12 protein-coding genes and 2 pseudogenes are annotated in these 15,837 nt (G+C 72.0%); 10 read left to right on the top strand and 4 right to left on the bottom strand.

Annotated elements, in window-relative coordinates:
* The first annotated feature begins 9 nt into the window (after positions 1–9).
* The 4 genes from ACFHVL_RS13280 to ACFHVL_RS13265 all read left to right on the top strand — a co-directional run bounded on the left by ACFHVL_RS13280 (position 10) and on the right by ACFHVL_RS13265 (position 5,147).
* Complete coding sequence (locus ACFHVL_RS13280; protein WP_416627985.1) at positions 10–1,707, top strand: GAF domain-containing sensor histidine kinase; 1,698 nt, start codon at positions 10–12, stop codon at positions 1,705–1,707.
* Positions 1,708–1,714: 7 nt separating this feature from the next.
* Complete coding sequence (locus ACFHVL_RS13275; RefSeq protein ID WP_123602728.1) at positions 1,715–2,383, top strand: response regulator transcription factor; 669 nt, start codon at positions 1,715–1,717, stop codon at positions 2,381–2,383.
* Positions 2,384–2,554: 171 nt separating this feature from the next.
* A complete protein-coding gene (locus ACFHVL_RS13270) occupies positions 2,555–3,364 on the top strand; it encodes an SAM-dependent methyltransferase (protein WP_416627983.1) in 810 nt (269 codons plus the stop codon).
* 121 nt (positions 3,365–3,485) lie between these two features.
* Positions 3,486–5,147: a putative bifunctional diguanylate cyclase/phosphodiesterase gene (locus tag ACFHVL_RS13265; protein ID WP_416628060.1), complete on the top strand. Its 1,662-nt coding sequence runs from the start codon at positions 3,486–3,488 to the stop codon at positions 5,145–5,147.
* A gap of 51 nt (positions 5,148–5,198) precedes the next feature.
* Here the strand turns inward: ACFHVL_RS13265 and ACFHVL_RS13260 are convergent, their stop codons facing one another.
* The 3 genes from ACFHVL_RS13260 to ACFHVL_RS13250 all read right to left on the bottom strand — a co-directional run bounded on the left by ACFHVL_RS13260 (position 5,199) and on the right by ACFHVL_RS13250 (position 7,883).
* Complete coding sequence (locus ACFHVL_RS13260; RefSeq protein ID WP_416627981.1) at positions 5,199–6,323, bottom strand: glycosyltransferase family 4 protein; 1,125 nt, start codon at positions 6,321–6,323, stop codon at positions 5,199–5,201.
* The gene (locus tag ACFHVL_RS13255; protein WP_416627979.1) at positions 6,320–7,582 is read right to left on the bottom strand and encodes a M48 family metallopeptidase; all 1,263 of its coding nucleotides are present in this window, start codon (positions 7,580–7,582) and stop codon (positions 6,320–6,322) included. Before ACFHVL_RS13255 ends, ACFHVL_RS13260 begins: the two co-directional genes overlap by 4 nt.
* Positions 7,583–7,649: 67 nt before the next feature.
* A complete protein-coding gene (locus ACFHVL_RS13250) occupies positions 7,650–7,883 on the bottom strand; it encodes a hypothetical protein (protein WP_416627977.1) in 234 nt (77 codons plus the stop codon).
* Between the two features lie 242 nt (positions 7,884–8,125).
* On the opposite strand from ACFHVL_RS13250, the gene ACFHVL_RS13245 reads away from it, so the two are divergent.
* On the top strand, positions 8,126–8,629 hold the full coding sequence (locus ACFHVL_RS13245) for a DinB family protein (protein ID WP_416627975.1): 504 nt from the start codon (positions 8,126–8,128) through the stop codon (positions 8,627–8,629).
* A 13-nt stretch (positions 8,630–8,642) separates the two neighbouring features.
* On the opposite strand, the gene ACFHVL_RS13240 is transcribed toward ACFHVL_RS13245, so the two are convergent.
* Positions 8,643–10,106 carry an NYN domain-containing protein gene (locus ACFHVL_RS13240; RefSeq protein WP_416627973.1) on the bottom strand — a complete coding sequence of 488 codons (1,464 nt, stop codon included), beginning with the start codon at positions 10,104–10,106 and terminating at the stop codon, positions 8,643–8,645.
* A gap of 213 nt (positions 10,107–10,319) precedes the next feature.
* Between ACFHVL_RS13240 and ACFHVL_RS13235 the strand changes: the two are divergent.
* The 5 genes and pseudogenes from ACFHVL_RS13235 to ACFHVL_RS13215 form a co-directional block, all read left to right on the top strand.
* Positions 10,320–12,029 (top strand): annotated as a pseudogene (locus ACFHVL_RS13235) (DEDD exonuclease domain-containing protein); the annotation flags it as partial.
* A 124-nt stretch (positions 12,030–12,153) separates the two neighbouring features.
* Positions 12,154–13,968 carry a RelA/SpoT family protein gene (locus ACFHVL_RS13230; protein ID WP_416627971.1) on the top strand — a complete coding sequence of 605 codons (1,815 nt, stop codon included), beginning with the start codon at positions 12,154–12,156 and terminating at the stop codon, positions 13,966–13,968.
* Between the two features lie 10 nt (positions 13,969–13,978).
* The gene (locus ACFHVL_RS13225) at positions 13,979–14,557 is read left to right on the top strand and encodes an NUDIX hydrolase (RefSeq protein WP_416627969.1); all 579 of its coding nucleotides are present in this window, start codon (positions 13,979–13,981) and stop codon (positions 14,555–14,557) included.
* Complete coding sequence (locus ACFHVL_RS13220; protein WP_416627967.1) at positions 14,554–15,417, top strand: sugar phosphate nucleotidyltransferase; 864 nt, start codon at positions 14,554–14,556, stop codon at positions 15,415–15,417. The genes ACFHVL_RS13225 and ACFHVL_RS13220 overlap by 4 nt, the downstream gene beginning before the upstream one ends.
* Positions 15,418–15,554: 137 nt before the next feature.
* Positions 15,555–15,725 (top strand): annotated as a pseudogene (locus tag ACFHVL_RS13215) (Lrp/AsnC ligand binding domain-containing protein); the annotation flags it as partial.
* Positions 15,726–15,837 lie beyond the last annotated feature (112 nt).

Below are 15,837 nucleotides of genomic sequence, written 5' to 3'. Positions count from 1 at the left end.
ATCCGTCACGTGTCCGCATCGACATCCGACGTGCCCCGCCCGCAGCCACTCGCGGCGGTGGCCCGTCTGGTCATGCTCGCGCTCGTCGCGGTGCTGACTCTGATCACCACCCGGGACGTGGGCGAGTTGCGCTGGGTGGCGTTGCTGGCGGTCGCCGGCCTTCCCGCGATCCTGGCGCCACGTCATCCGGTCGTCGCGCCGGTCGGCCGGTTCGCCGAGGTGATCATCATCGGGCTGGCGACGAGCGAGGTGGCCGCCGCCGCGAACATCCGCGGCGCGCTCGGCGCCGGTCTGGGCGCGTCGGCGATGCTGCCGTACCTGTCGGTGCCGTTGACCGTGTCGGTACTGCAACGGCGTACCCGTGAGGCGACCGCGCTGCTCGCGGTGGTGACGACCACGCTGGTCGTCGGCGGGCTGTTGACCACGATCAACGGCGAACGGCAGATCACCCAGCTCGGCTACGTCGCCGTCTGCGCGCAGTGGCTGATCCTGGCCAGCCTGGGCATCCTGGCCGCCGGAACCCTGCACCAGGTGATGCAGGCCCGGGGCGACGGCAAGCCGGCCCCGTACGCGGAGGCGACCCGGCTGCTCACCCAGCTGCGCAGCGTCGCCCGCCAGTTGCCCGGTGCCACCCTGGACCCGGGCAGCATCTCGGAGCACCTGATCGAGGAGTTGCGTACGGTGGCCCCGACCGGGCGCACGGCGGTGCTCTCCGGCAGCGGCGGCGGCCGGCTGGTGGTCCTCGCCCAGGCCGGTCTGGAGCGGGTGGACTGGGAGACCACGCTGGACGCCGATTCGGCCATCGCCGACGCGTGGGCCAGCCAGCTGCCCCAGACCGCCGCCCGGTCACAGGCCCGGTCGCACCCCGGCGGCGACGTGTCGGCGCTGGTGGTACCGCTGGTCGCCGGCGTCCGTACGGTCGGCCTGGTGATCCTGGAGACCGACAGCGCCAACGCCTACCCGGCGCCGGTGGTGGCCCGGATCACCGCGTTCACCCGGCCGGCGGCGCTGCGGCTGGAGGCGGCGCTGCTGTTCGACGAGGTCCGGTCGCTGGCCACCAACGAGGAGCGGCAACGACTCGCCCGGGAGATCCACGACGGGGTCGCCCAGGAGCTGGTGATGGTCGGCTACGGCATCGACAACGCCCTGGCCACGCTGCCGGAGGCGGCCAAGGAGACCGCCGAGGATCTGCGTACGCTGCGCGGCGAGGTCACCAGGGTGATCACCGAACTGCGGCTGAGCCTGTTCGAGCTGCGCAGCGAGGTCGACCGGCACGGTGGGCTGGCGGCGGCGATCGCCGAGTACGCGCGCACGGTCGGCTCGTCCGGCCGGCTACGGGTGCACCTGTCGCTGGACGAGTCGGGTGCCCGGCTGCCCGCGGCGACCGAGGCGGAGTTGCTGCGCATCGCCCAGGAGGCGATTACCAATGCGCGCAAGCACGCCGGGGCGGCGAATCTCTGGGTCACCTGTGACATAGACCCTCCCTTCGCGCAAATAGAAGTGTCGGATGACGGTCAGGGGATCGCTGACCAGCGTCCGGACGGTCGCTACGGTCTTGCGATCATGGCGGAGAGAGCGGAACGTATCCGGGGCCGGTTGGAGATCAGGCCACGACACCCGAGCGGAACGACCGTGGCAGTGGTGCTCGGAACCTCGCCCCGGCGCGATAGCGTGCGCGATAGCGTGACAGCATCAGAAGGGGAGTAGCCACAGCATGACCACCAGCCCCACACCGACCACCCGGACCAAGGTCCTGCTTGTCGATGATCACGACCTCATCCGCAAGGGCCTGCGGCACGCATTCGAGCGGGACCGGCAGTTCGAGGTCGTCGGTGAGGCCGCAACAGCGGCAGAGGGCGTACGCCAGGCCGGCGCCCTGCAACCCGATGTCGTGATCATGGATCTGCGGCTGCCCGACGGCAGCGGCCTCGAAGCGACCCGGGCCCTGCGCAAATCGAGTTCCACGATGGGCATCGTGGTGCTCACCATGTACGCCGGAGACGACCAGTTGTTCGGCGCGTTGGAGGCCGGAGCCAGCGCATTCGTGCCGAAGACCGCGCCGGCCGACGAGGTCGTCGCAGCTGCCCGCCACGCCGCCTCCTCCCCGAGCGCATTCACCGCGGCCGACCTGGCCGAGGCGATGAAGCGTCGACTCGCGCCGTCCGGCCCGCAACTGTCGCCGCGCGAGGGCCAGGTGCTTCGCCTGCTCGCCGACGGGATGAGCGTGGCGGGAATCGCCAAGCAACTGTTCGTCAGCGAGTCGACGGCGAAGACCCACATCTCCAAGTTGTACGAGAAGCTCGGCGCGGCGAACCGGGCCCAGGCGTTGATGACCGCACTGCGGTTGGGGCTGTTGGAGGCCCCGGACGCGCCGAAGTTCTGACTCGGTACGTGGTGCCGGCGACGGGTGGGCCGGCCCACGTTCACGGGGCCTTGATCGGCGGTGCGATCGTCGCAGTTCGGGCGGTCTGGATGCCGGGGCACGGAGCGGGCAGAATTGCTACCGCTACCAGCCAGGCACCAAAAGCCGAATTAAGGGACAAAAGGGGCAAGTATGAATCGGCCGCGTTGGGCTCCGGAGAACATCGACGTCGAGCGACCCAGCGTCGCCCGCATGTACGACTACTACCTCGGCGGTTCCCACAACTTCGCCGTGGACCGGGCTGCCGCCCAGGCGATGATCGCCGCCGTTCCGGAAGCGCCATTGATGGCGCAGGCCAACCGGGCCTTCCTTCGCCGGGCCGTGCAATTTCTGGTCGACTCGGGTGTCCGGCAGTTCCTCGACATCGGCTCGGGGATTCCGACCGTCGGCAATGTGCACGAGATCGCGCAGCGGCTGGCACCGGAATCGAGGGTCGCCTACGTCGACCTCGACCCGGTCGCCGTCGCGCACAGCCGGGAGATCCTCGCCGGCAACGACCGGACCACCATCCTGCACGAGGACCTGCGCAACCCGGAACGGATCCTGCACGATCCAAGGGTGCGCGCGTTGCTCGACTTCGACCAGCCGATCGCGGTGATGGCCGTCGCCGTCCTGCACTTCGTGCCCGACTCCGACGACCCCGCCGGCATCCTCGCCACCCTGCGCGAGGCGGTCGCGCCCGGCAGCTATCTGGTCCTGTCCCAGGCCAGCGACGACGGCCGCAGTGACGAGGAGCGACACGAGGCCGACGAGATCTACCAACGCACCGACAGCCCGCTCAGCGTCCGTTCCAGGGCAGCACTGACCAGCCTGTTCGCCGGCTTCCAGCTGGTCGACCCGGGCGTCGTGTGGGTCCCCCAGTGGCGCCCGGAGACCCCCGAAGCGGCCGACGACGCGGAACGGGCCGTCTTCATGGGCGGAGTGGGCCGGCTCGGTGACTGAGCAGTCCGATCCCACCGAGGACCCCCCGGCGGCCCACAGTGGCCGGCCCGGCCGGCTGCCGGGCGTCGACGCGGTCGCAAGGGCCTGGGCCAAGGCGGTCACCGGGACCAGCTACCTGCCGATGACCCACGCCCAGCTGGAGGAGTTCCTCGCGGGGCTGACCGTGCGACTGGCGACCGCGCTACGCGCCGAGCCTTTCGGAGTCCGGGTCGGCCACCAGATCGGCGCGGAGCTGGTCGCCGCCCACATCGCCTCGGCGGAGGCCCTCGGCCGCACCGTCGAGGTGCTCGACCTGCGGCTGCCGCGCGACCTGGACATCGGCGACCCCGACACCCCCGATCGGATGGCACGGCTGCTCGGCGGGATCGCGACCGGCTACACCCGCGCCCTGCGCGACCGCACCCTCGACGAGCAGGAGACCATCCGCCGGGCCGCTCTGGTCGCCCGGGAGCAGGCCGAGATCGCGCTACGCGAGAGCGAGGCACGGTACCGGCACCGCGCCGCCCACGACCCGCTGACCGACCTGCCCAACCGTAGTCTGTTCACCCAACGGCTGGACGCGGTCTTCGCCGCCGATGACCCGGCACACCGCCGGCTCGGTGTCTGCTTCGTCGACCTCGACGGGTTCAAGGTGGTCAACGACACGCTCGGGCACCATATCGGTGACCTGCTGCTGGTGTCGGTCGCCGAACGGCTGCGCCGTGGAGCCGGCGAGCATCTGGTCGCCCGCCTCGGCGGCGACGAGTTCGTGATCCTGGTGGCCGACACCACCTGCACCGACGACGTCCTCAAAGTCGCCGACGCGGCGCTCGCCGCGATCAACGAACCGGCGATCATCGACGGCCACGAGCTCACCGTCACCGCCAGCATCGGCATCGTGGAACGGCTGGTGGCCGGCACGACGCCGAGCGATGTCATGCGCGCGGCGGACGTGACCCTGCACTGGGCGAAATCGGCGGGCAAGGGCCGGTGGGCATTGTTCGACCCGGTACGCAACGAACAACTGCTCGCCCGGTACGCGCTGTCCGCTGCGATGCCGGCCGCGCTCGACCGGGGCGAGTTCTTCCTCGACTACCAGCCGTTGGTCTCGCTGGCCGGCGGCGCACTGCTCGGGGTCGAAGCCCTCGTCCGCTGGCGGCACCCGACGCTGGGGGTACTCGGACCCGACCGGTTCATCTCGCTGGCAGAGGACTCCGGTCTGATCATCCGACTCGGCTCGTGGGTGCTGGCCGAGGCCTGCCGGGAAGCCCGCCGCTGGTTGGACCGAAGCCCGAACGCGCCCTTTGTCAGCGTCAACCTGGCGGTCCGACAGGTCAACGACTCCGGCCTGGTGCAGTACGTCAACGAGGTGCTCGCCGACACCCGGCTACCAGCGGCCCGGCTGCAACTGGAGATCACCGAAAGCACCCTGATGAGCACCGCCGACGGCCCGGTGCGGACCCTGCGCGAGCTCGCCGATCTCGGGGTACGCATCGCGATCGACGACTTCGGCACCGGCTACTCCAACCTGTCCTACCTGCGTTCCCTGCCGGTGCAGGAGCTGAAGCTGGCCGGCAAGTTCGTCGAAGGGCTACGCACGCCGGCGAGCACCAACGGCACCGACGAGAGCATCCTGCTCACCCTGGTCAACCTGGCACACACACTACGGCTGACCGTCACCGCCGAAGGTGTGGAGACCGCCGGACAGGCGGAGCGGCTACGCGCGATCGGCTGCGACGCCGCCCAGGGCTGGCACTTCGGCCGCCCCGGCCCGGCCACGGGCATCACCGACCGGCTTGGCTGACCACCGACCCCGGTCGGCGGTCGGCGGTCGGCCGGTGAACAGTCCAGCCACTCAGCCCGCGAGCAGCGAGGCCATTCGCTGAGCCTGGGTGTCCCACCGCCACTCGCTCTGGGCCCAGGCCCGGCCGGCGGCTCCCATCCGCCGGGCGAGCTCCCGGTCGGTCAACAGCTCGACCAGCCGGTCGGCGAGCTGCTGCGGGTCGCGTCCGTCGACCACGTACCCGGTCTCGCCGTCGCGGACCGCGTCCGGTGCCCCACCGGAGTCGCCGGCCACCACCGGCCGCCCGGTGGCCGAGCCTTCCAGGTAGACGATGCCGAGCCCTTCGACGTCGAGACCACCGCGCCGGGTGCGGCACGGCATGGCGTACACGTCGCCGGCGGCGTAGTGCGCGGGCAACTCCGCCCACTCGACGGCACCAGTGAAGATCACGTCGTCGGCCACCCCGGCCCGCTGGGCGAGCCGACCCAACTGGTCGCGGTACGGGCCGCCGCCAACGACGAGCAGCGCCGCGCCCGGCACCCGTCGGCGCACCTGCGACCACACCCGGATCAGGGTGTCCTGACCCTTGCGGGGCACCAGCCGGGACACGCAGACGACCACGGGGCGATCCGACAACCCATGACGCCGCCGCACCTCGCTGCCGTCGACCCCTGGGTGATAGGCGTCGGTGTCGACGCCGGGGGCGAGCCGGCGCAACTGGGTAAGGCCGTGCACCGCCCGGTCCAGCCGCACCCGGGTGTACTCCCCCAGGTAGGTGACCACGTCGGCGGACCGGGCGATCCGCCGCAGCAGCGACCTGGCCCCGGGCAGCGCCGCCCACCCGACCTCGTGCCCGTGGGTCTGGGCCACCACCCGGGTGATCCCGGCCCGGCGACGCAGACCGGCACCGAGCAGCCCGAGTGGGGCCGCCGCGCCGAACCAGACGGTGTCGCAGCCCCGGGCGCGGGCCAGCGCGGCGGTCTCCCTGGCCACCGCCGCCGTGGGCAGCAGCATGCCCGTCGGGTCACGGATCACCTCGAACGGCTGCTCGGCGTCGAAACGGGCCGCGCCGTCGAAACTGGAGGCATAGACGACGATGCTCTGCTCCGGTTGGCGTACCGCCAGATTGTGGACGAACGCCTGGATACCGCCGGGGCGGGGCGGGAAGTCGTTGGTGACCAGCAGGGTGCGGTTCATCGCCCGCCTCGACCGGCGGTGTGCGCCCGGGCCGCCGCGATCCGCTCCACCGTCGACGGGTGGGTGGCCGAGTAGAGATACTCCCAACGCGGCGGATCCGGATCGGCCAGGTTGACCGCCGACAACCTGCGGTGCACCGCCTCGTAGGCCGCCGGGTCGCCGTGCAGTGCCAACGCGTGGGCGTCGGCGCGCTGCTCGATGCGCCGCGACACCAGGGCCTGCACCGGGGTCGCCAGCAACCCGACGACGGTGACGACCGCGAGCAGCAGGGCCACCGCGCGCGGCTCGGCGATACCGGCTGCGCCGGCGGCCCGCACCAGCGGGCCCACCCCACCGAGCAGGTAGAGCCCGATCACCGCCGTGGCGGCGCCGAGCGCGCCGAGCACGGTGCCGGTGAGCACGTCCCGGTCCTTGGCGTGTCCCAGCTCGTGGGCGACGACGGCGGCCACCTCGACCGGCGGCGCCTCGCGCAGCAGGGTGTCGTAGACGACGATCCGCCGGGTCGGCCCGAACCCGGACACATAGGCATTGACCGCCGTGGTCCGGCGGGACGCGTCGGCGACCAGCACGTCACGCACCGGCACGCCGTCGCGGTCGGCCAGCGCCATCAGCTCGCTGCGCAACGGGCCGGCCGGCATCGGGGTGAACTTGTTGAACACCGGCTCGACCAGCACCGGCAGGATGAACGACAGCAGCACCACCAGGGTCGCGGCGCCGGCCGCACCCACCGCCCACCACCAGCGGGGCACGAGTCTGGTCGTCGTGTAGAAACCCAGCAGCGCCACCGCGGCGATCACCGCGCCGACCGCGTACGACTTGGCCAGATCGGCGGCCCAGCCGCCCCAGCCCTGGGTCGCCAGCCCGTACTCGGTGAGCACGCGGTGACGCCAGGCCGCGAACGGCAACGTCAACAGGTCGGCGAGCAGCACCACCAGCAGACCGCCGAGCAGCGCCTGAGCCACCCAGTGGCCGCCGAACGGCCGGCCGGCGAGCTCGACGAGCCGGGCGCCGACCGGGGTGAGCCCGAGCAGCAGCGCCACCACCAGCCCGGTCAGCAGGGCCGCGTACCGGCCGGGTCGCAGTGCGGCGCGCAGGGCACGACCACGCTCCACCTGCTCGACGGGCAGGTCCCGCAACGCGGCCAGTTGCTCGGCCCGGGGCACCGGCGGTGACCGCCACGGCACCAGCACCGCCGCCGCCACGGCGATCGCTGCCAGCAGGACCACGAACGTCAGCAGCGCCCAGGCGCGAGGGGACATTCTCGATAACCTCCTGCCAGCGGCCTGACGGTCATCCTAGAGTGCCGGCGGACCGCCGGAACGGCGCTCAGGCGACGCGTCTTCGCGCCCGCGGCCGCCGCTGGCCGCGGACGCGGGCGGAGACCGGTGGCGCGGTCAGGACCTCGACGTCGAAACCGGCACGGGCCAGCACCTCGATCGCGTGGCGCTCGCCCGCGTCGAGTGCGCCGATCTCGTCGGGAGTGTCGAGCAGGGCGCTGACGAGGCAGCCTCCGCAGGCTGGTCCGCGGGTCACGGCGCAGCTGTCACAGTCGATGATCATCGCTGGGCTCCTCACGGTCGGCGACGACGTAGGGCGGCGGCGGCCGGCCCCCGTGCCACCGACCGCTGTCGCCGTGACCAGCGCCGGCGACCCGACCACCGCCTGTGACATCGACGGTAGGCATCGGGTACGACATTGTCCGTCCCGCCGATTGTCGGTGGGTCGCCCTACCGTGTGCCACGGCCCCGGATCCGGCGGCCGATCGGCCTGCCGGCGTCGCCGGTCGACACGAGGAGACCATCTTGACGGGCAGCACGCTCACCGGTGAACGCACCGACCTGCTCACCACACTGCGGCTGCATCGGGGCTTCCTGCGGTTCACCGCCGAAGGCCTCGACGACGAGCCGGCCCGGACCCGCAGCACGGTCAGCGTGCTGACCATCGGCGGGTTGATCAAGCATGTTGCGACCACGGAGGAACGGTGGATGCGGTTCGCGGTCGGCGGTGCGGCGGAGATGGAGCGCGAGCCGGTCGACTGGCTCGACCAGCACCGGATGCGGCCTGACGAGACGCTCACCGGGCTGCTCGATCGGTACGCCGCCGTCGCCACGCACACCGACCAGCTGATCACCGACCTGCCCGACTTGGACACGGCTCACCCCCTGCCGGAGGCACCCTGGTTCGAGCCTGGGGCGAGTTGGTCGGTGCGGCGGGTGGTGCTGCACCTGATTGCGGAGACCGCTCAGCACGCCGGACACGCCGACATCATCCGCGAGTCCATCGACGGGCAGCAGACCATGGGCTGACGGGGTGGCCGGCTCAGGATCGGGCCAGTCGGCGCAGCAGGGAGTCGGCGCCCATCGGGTAGGCGCCGTGCCGGCGGACCCCGTCGGCCACCTCCCGGTCTGAGGAGACCACCACGATCGCCCGCCCCGACGGCTCGGCGCGCACCAACCGTCGGATCAGCTCGTCCGCCGTCTCGCCCTTGCGGGAAAACAGCACCCGCACCCCACGGGGCGCTGGGGGCAGGCCGTGCATCCGCTCCGCGCCGTCGAAGACCACGGTCACCTCGTCGCCGGTCTGCGCGGCGATCCCGCCGAGCCCGGTGATCAGACGCTTGCGCTGCTGCTCCAGCGGTACCTCACCGAAGCCGCGCTTGGTCACGTTGTAGCCGTCGACGATCAGATGGGCCCGGGGCAGGGCCAGCAGGTCGTCGAGCCGGGCCGGGTCGTCGGTGTCCCGGGCGCGGGTCGACGTCGCGGCCGCCGGTCGGTCGGTGAAGCTGTCGGCGACGAAGTCGGCCGGCAGCTTGTCGGCCGGGTCGAGGGCCAGCTCCCGGCGCAGCCCCTGGGCGGCCTGTCCGATGGTCTCCAGCAGCAGCCACAGCCGTGCGTCGTCGACCGCTCGGGCCTCCTTCGCGGACTGGCGGGCCGAGCCGGCGGACAGCTCCGCGTCGGCGAGCTTGGCCCGGAGCCGGCGCAGTTCGGCGTCGTGATCGGCGGCGGCGCGTGCCGCTCGGCCGCGTTCGGTGGCCAGTAGTTCGTTGGCGCGGCGCTGCTGTGTCTGCGCCTCCCGTAACGAACGGGCCAGTAGCCGGGACTCCTCGCGCAGCTGGCCGAGTTCCTCGCGGACCCGGGCCAGTTCGTCCCGGAGCTTGTCCACCTCGACCCGGGCGACCGTCCGGTCGTGTTCGGCCCGGTTGGCGCGAGCCTCGGCGTCGTTGATCAGCGCGGCGACGGCGGCGCTGTCCGCCTCGGCCCGCACGGCCGCCCCGGCGGCGGCGACGAGGTCACGCCAGCCGACCGGGCGCATCAGGTACGCCAGGGCGGCGACCTCCACCGGGTCCGCCGCGCCCGGGGTGACACCTGAGGCGACCGCCTCACCCAACTCCCCCGCCTCGTCCATGGCGCGGGCGGCCACCCGCTGGCGGAACAACGGGTCGTTGGTGAGCTGGGCCGCGATGGGAGCGGCGCCGTAGCGGGCCCGCCGGTTGGGCGCGAACTTGGCGACCTTGCGCAGCGGTGCCGGCAGCTCGTCGACCGGAACCTCCGGCAACGCGCCCGCAGCGAGCACCACGATGCGCGAGCGCACCGCCTCGGGCAGCACCGGCTCGGGCAGCACCGGCTCAGGCAGCACCGGCTCAGGGGACGTCTCGGGGGACGTCTCGGCCGCTGCGCCGAGGTCCGGACCGGTCGACGGCATGGTGCTGGCGGGCGGGATATGGGCGCCGGTCGTCGGCGCCGCCCCCTCGGGACGAGCGTCGGTCGGATCCGGTGCGGCCATGCACCCCAGTCTCCCACCGGTGGGCCGCCGCGTGCCCGACAGGAAGAATGATCCCTCTGGGTCGATCGGATCGTTACCGATGGTACGGGTGGGGCGGCTGTGTCGTACCCGTGTCCTACGGTGGCTGTCGTGTCGATACCGGATCCCGCCCCCCATTCGGGGTACACCCAGGGCACTATCGACACACTGTTCACAGACGGGCACTCTGCGTCACTACACGACACCACTTTCGTCGTGCTCGACCTGGAAACCACCGGTGGCGCCCCCGACGGTGGCGGGATCACCGAGATAGGCGCGGTCAAGGTACGTGGCGGTGACGAGCTGGGGGTCTTCGCCACGCTGGTCAACCCCGGGCAGCCGATCCCGCCGTTCATCACCGTGCTCACCGGGATCACCCAGGCCATGCTCGTGCCCGCGCCGCCGATCGAGCAGGTGCTGCCCAGCCTGCTCGAGTTCCTCTCCGACGCGGTGCTGGTCGCCCACAACGCGCCGTACGACGTCGGGTTCCTCAAGGCGGCCTGCGCCCGACACGGCTACCGGTGGCCGGCACCGACGGTGCTGGACACCGCCGCGCTCGCCAGACGGGTACTGGTCCGCGACGAGGTGCCCAACCGCAAGCTCGGCACGCTCGCGGCCTTCTTCCGCACCCCGCGGCAGCCGACCCACCGGGCGCTCGCCGACGCCCAGGCGACCGTCGACGTGCTGCACGGGCTGATCGCCCGGCTCGGCGGCTTCCAGGTGTCCACCATCGGTGACGCGATCGAGTTCAGCCGGGCGGTCAGCGCCGTTCAGCGACGCAAACGGCACCTGGCCGACGGGCTGCCCCGCACTCCTGGCGTCTACATCTTCCGGGCCGCCGACGACCGGCCGCTCTACGTCGGCACCTCGGGTGACATCGCCACCAGGGTGCGCAGCTACTTCACCGCCGCCGAGCGCCGGGCCCGGATGTCCGAGATGCTGGCCGCCGCCACTCGGGTGGAGGCGGTCGAATGCGCGCACCGGCTCGAGGCCCAGGTGCGTGAGCTGCGGCTGATCGCGGCGCACGCACCGCCGTACAACCGGCAGTCGAAGTTCCCCGAGCGGATGGTCTGGCTGAAGGTCACCGATGAGGCGTATCCCCGGCTGTCCACCGTCCGGGCGGTCTCGCCGGCCGACGAGACAGTACTGGGTCCGTTCCCGTCGCGGCGGGCCGCGGAGCTGGCCGCCGCCGGGATCCACGACGCACTGCAGCTACGGCAGTGCACCCACCGACTGTCCACCAGAACCCGCACGCCGGCGTGTGCCCTCGCCGAGCTGGGTCGCTGCCCGGCACCCTGCGAACACCGGATAAGCCCGGCCGAGTACGCGGAGCTCGCCGTCGATCCGATCCGGGCCGCCATCGGCGACGACCCGCAGACACTGGTCGACACGTTGCTCACCCGGATCGACACCCTCGCCGCCGGCCAACGCTACGAGGAGGCGGCGACGGTCCGGGGGCGGCTCGCCGCCCTCCTGCGGGTCATCCTGCGGATGCAGCGGCTGTCCGCGCTGGCCCGGATCGCCGAACTGGTGGCCGCCCGCCGTGCCGAGCACGGTGGATGGGAGCTGGCCGTCGTCCGGCACGGCCGGCTGGCCGCCGCCGGCGTGTCGCCGCCACGGCAACATCCACGCGGCACGATCGACCTGCTCCGCGCCACTGCGGAGACCGTCCCGGCGGGACACGGGCCGGTGCCACGGGCCAGCGCGGCGGAGTCCGAGCGCATCCTGTCCTGGTTGGAACCACCGGAAACCCGGCTGGTGAGCGTCACCGACGACTGGGTGTCACCGGCGCGCGGTGCCGGCCGATTCCATCAGCTGCTGGTCAGAGCCGAGGAGGCCGCCCGGGTGACGGGTGCCGGTGACCTACCGGCACCAAGACTCGACCGATCGCACAGCCGCAACTAGCCGATCGTACGACGCCCGCTCGCTTAGGCTGTTAGAGAAGTGCAGTCCTGTCAGCCAACGCCCGATTCGTGGCGTGCGTCCAGGCCGGTACCCGGCTGGACGATGGGTGAGGAGGTGTCTCCGCGTGGACGTCGACGCCGGTCCCGGCGCCGCAATCAGACGTTTCCTGCCCACCGCGACACCGCTGTCCGCGCGGCTACGCGCCTGGCTGTCCTGGTCCCCCGGATCTCCTGACCCGGTCGCGGAGCTGATCCGGGTCCACCGGTCGGTCCACCCGACCGCCGACCCGGGTGTGCTGCGTCGTGGCTACCAGAAAGCCGACAGCATGCACGCCGGGCAGTACCGCAAGAGCGGCGAGCCCTACATCACCCATCCGCTGGCGGTCGCCGAGATCTGCGCCGGACTCGGCATGGACACCACCACCCTGGTCGCCGCACTGCTGCACGACACCGTCGAGGACACCACGTACGACCTGCCCTCCCTGGCTGCGGACTTCGGTGACGAGGTGGCCCACCTGGTCGACGGGGTGACCAAGTTCGACAAGGCGTTCTACGGCAAGGCCGCCGAGGCCGAGACCATCCGCAAGATGATCATCGCGGCGGCCAAGGACGTCCGGGTGCTGGTCATCAAGCTCGCCGACCGGCTGCACAACATGCGGACCCTCGGGGTACGTTCCCCTGCGTCGCGGGCCCGCATCGCCAGGGCCACCCTGGACGTGCTGGTGCCGCTCTGTGACCGACTCGGCATCCAGAAGCTCAAGCGTGAGCTCGACGACATCGTCCTGTTCCACCTGGAGCCGGATGCCTACCAGCGGATCGAGGAGCACCTGGCGAGCCGATCGGAGCGGGCACCGTATCTCGAACGGGTCTGCGCCCAGGCCGAGGTGGCGTTGCGGCGGGAAAGAGTCACCGCCAAGGTCGCACCCCGGCCGCGACACCGCTACTCGATCTGGAAGGACACCGTCGCCGGTGGCCACCAGATGCCGGTCGACCTGCCTCGGATCGAGATCGTGGTGGCCGGCCCGGGCACCGACTGCTACGCCGCACTCGGCGCCATCCACTGCAGTTGGCGCCCGGTGCCCGGCCGGTTCAAGGACTTCATCGCCGCGCCGAAGAACAACCTCTACCGGTCCCTGCACACCACCGTCATGGGCCCGGACGACTCTCCGGTGGAGGTGCTGATCCGGACCGAGGCGATGCACCGGTCCGCCGAGTTCGGCGTCGCCGCGCCGTACCACTTCCCGACGGCGCAGCGGGCCAGTGCCGTGAGCCGGTCCGAGGAACTGGGCTGGCTGCGCCGAGCTCTCGACTGGTCACAGGCGACCATCGACGCCGACCAGTTCGTGCACTCGCTGCGCTGCGACCTGGTGGACGCGCAGATCCAGGTGTTCGCCGAGGGCCGGCAGATCGTGCTGCCCGCCGGGTCGACCCCGGTGGATCTCGCGTACGAACTTGACCCGCACAAGGGCTCGCGGTGTCTCGCCGTACGGATCAACGGCCGGCTGGCGCCGCTCGCCTCCGAGCTGTCCGACGGCGACGTGGTGGAGATCTTCACCGAGAGCGAGGACCAGCCCGCCGGGGCCGTGCCCTCACCAGCTGGTCCGCGCAAGGAGTGGCTCGGGTTCGTCAAGTCACCGCGGGCGCAGATGCAGATCAACCGCTGGTTCGCCGAGCACTCCGAGCCGGGCATCAGCATCAACGACAAGGTCCGGCTGGGACGCGCCACGGTCAGCCTGATCCTGCGCAAACATGATCGGGCGCTGTCCAACGACAAGCCGCTGCGCCGGCTCGCCGAAGCCCTGAACTACCCCGACCTGGAGACCCTGCTAGTCGCCGTGGTTGATCGGACGATCGAGCCCGAGGCAGTGGTCGACCAGCTCATCGCCATCGTCGACCAACGCGGTGGGCTGCCTCCGGCGGAGCAGTCCGGTTACCTCTAGCCTGGACCGTATGATCACCCGCCGATCCCCCGCACGCGCACTGCTGTACGGCGTGTTCTACCGGCTGCCGCACCCGTTGCGTCGCAGGCTGGTCCGGATGGCGGTGCACAAGTACATCGTCGGCGCCGTCACCCTGGTGACCGACTCCGAGGCCGACCCGGCCGGGCCCGGCCGGCTGCTGCTGCTGCGGCAACCGCCCGGCCGCAGCTGGACCCTGCCCGCCGGGCTGTTGCGTCGTGGCGAGGCACCCGTGGTGGGGGCGGCCCGGGAGTTGGCCGAGGAGACCGGCATCCACCTCCCGGCGCAGGCGCTGCGCCCGGCGGTGCCCAACGCGGTGGTGCACGCCAAGGGCTGGGTGGACGTCGTGTTCGACGTCGCGGTGCCCGCGTCGCGTACCGAACTGGTGGTCGACGGCGCCGAGGTCTACGAGGCTGCCTGGCACCGGCTCGACGCCCTCCCCCGGCTCAGCCCGTCGACCGCCCGACTACTGGCCCGCTACGGCATCGGCCCACTCGTCGCGCAGCAGGCCGACACCGACCGGATCCCACCGCCGGTCGACACCCCGGAGCAGCCACGGGGATCCGGGTGAGCGGACCGATACCGGTCGATCCCGGCCGGATCTGCGCGGTGGTCCTGTCCGCCGGCGAAGGCCGCCGACTTCGACCACTGACCGACCGGGTGCCCAAGGCACTCTGTCCGGTCGGCAACGTCGCGCTGCTGGACCGGGCACTCGCCAGGGTCGGCGCCCTCGGCTTCACCGGTCCCGACGCGGTCGCGGTGAACGCCTGCTACCTCGGCGATCAGGTGGTGCGCCACGTCGGGGACCGCGCGCACCTGTCGGTGGAGCCCGGTGACCCGCTGGGTACCTCCGGCGGGGTCGGCCGGTTGCGGGACTGGATCGACAGACGCGGGGTGCTGGTCGGCAACGTCGACGGGTACCTTGCCAGCCGGGGCGCCGCCCCGGGCCCGGACATCGCGGCGCTGCTGGACGGCTGGGACGGCGAGTCCGTACGGCTGCTCGGCAAACGGCTGACCGACCCCGACGACCGGGGCGGCTTCGCCGGGCACCGCTTCGCCGGCTTCTCACTGCTGCCGTGGCGCTACGTCAGCGCGCTGCCGGCCGAGTTCGGCAACCTGGTCCGCACCGTGTGGCGGCCGGCGGAAGCGGCCGGCGCGCTCCAGGTGGTCAGCTTCACCGGCACCTACCTGGACACCGGCACACCGCGGGACTACCTGACCGCCAACCTGGACGCTGCCGGAGGCCACAGCCTGCTCGACCCGTCGGCAACCGTCGTCGGGCGACACGTTCAGTCGGTTGTCGGGGCAGGGGCGGTGGTCCGAGGCTCGGTGACCCGTTCGGTGATCTGGCCCGGCGCGCGGGTCGCCGACGGCGAACGGCTGGTCGACGCGATCCGGGTCGGCGCGGATCTGACGGTGGCCGCCCGCTGACGGTGGCCGCCGCCCGCCGCCCGCCGACGCCGACGCCGGGCCGGACAGCCGGACAAGCCGGGCAGCCGGCAACCAGGCTGGGAACGCCCTGCCCAGGTGCCGCGCTGGATACCATCGGAAAGGGTGCGACAACGCCCGTCGACCTGATCGCGATCGTGCGGGTACGCGAGTTCGACGAGATCGCCGAGGTGATCGCCGGCCGGATCTCCAAGGTTCCCGGGGTCCTCAACACCGAATCGCACATCGCCTTCCGGACGTACTCGCAGCATGACCTGGAGGCCGCCTTCGCCATCGGGCTGGGCGACGCGGCCACCGCGACGAGACCTCGGCCACGCCGGGACGGTACGGCCGGACGGCGGTCACGGTACGGACGAACGACAGCGCCCGCCGGTGGACCGGCGGGCGCTGTCGTGGCTGGTC

It is taken from the genome of Micromonospora sp. LOL_023 (assembly GCF_048060115.1).
In the GTDB taxonomy this organism is placed as follows: Bacteria; Actinomycetota; Actinomycetes; order Mycobacteriales; family Micromonosporaceae; genus Micromonospora_E.
The sequence above is the reverse complement of the archived record's forward strand: the minus strand, read 5'-3'. Positions and strand labels throughout refer to the sequence as shown.

What these genes read in the sequence shown, in the direction of transcription:
- ACFHVL_RS13275 (WP_123602728.1), top strand. Translation starts at nt 1,715, where the DNA reads ATGACCACCAGCCCCACACCGACCACCCGGACCAAGGTCCTGCTTGTC.
- ACFHVL_RS13265 (WP_416628060.1), top strand. Translation starts at nt 3,486, where the DNA reads ATGACCCACGCCCAGCTGGAGGAGTTCCTCGCGGGGCTGACCGTGCGA.
- ACFHVL_RS13270 (WP_416627983.1), top strand. Translation starts at nt 2,555, where the DNA reads ATGAATCGGCCGCGTTGGGCTCCGGAGAACATCGACGTCGAGCGACCC.
- ACFHVL_RS13225 (WP_416627969.1), top strand. Translation starts at nt 13,979, where the DNA reads ATGATCACCCGCCGATCCCCCGCACGCGCACTGCTGTACGGCGTGTTC.
- ACFHVL_RS13260 (WP_416627981.1), bottom strand. Translation starts at nt 6,323, where the DNA reads ATGAACCGCACCCTGCTGGTCACCAACGACTTCCCGCCCCGCCCCGGC.
- ACFHVL_RS13250 (WP_416627977.1), bottom strand. Translation starts at nt 7,883, where the DNA reads ATGATCATCGACTGTGACAGCTGCGCCGTGACCCGCGGACCAGCCTGC.
- ACFHVL_RS13255 (WP_416627979.1), bottom strand. Translation starts at nt 7,582, where the DNA reads ATGTCCCCTCGCGCCTGGGCGCTGCTGACGTTCGTGGTCCTGCTGGCA.
- ACFHVL_RS13240 (WP_416627973.1), bottom strand. Translation starts at nt 10,106, where the DNA reads ATGGCCGCACCGGATCCGACCGACGCTCGTCCCGAGGGGGCGGCGCCG.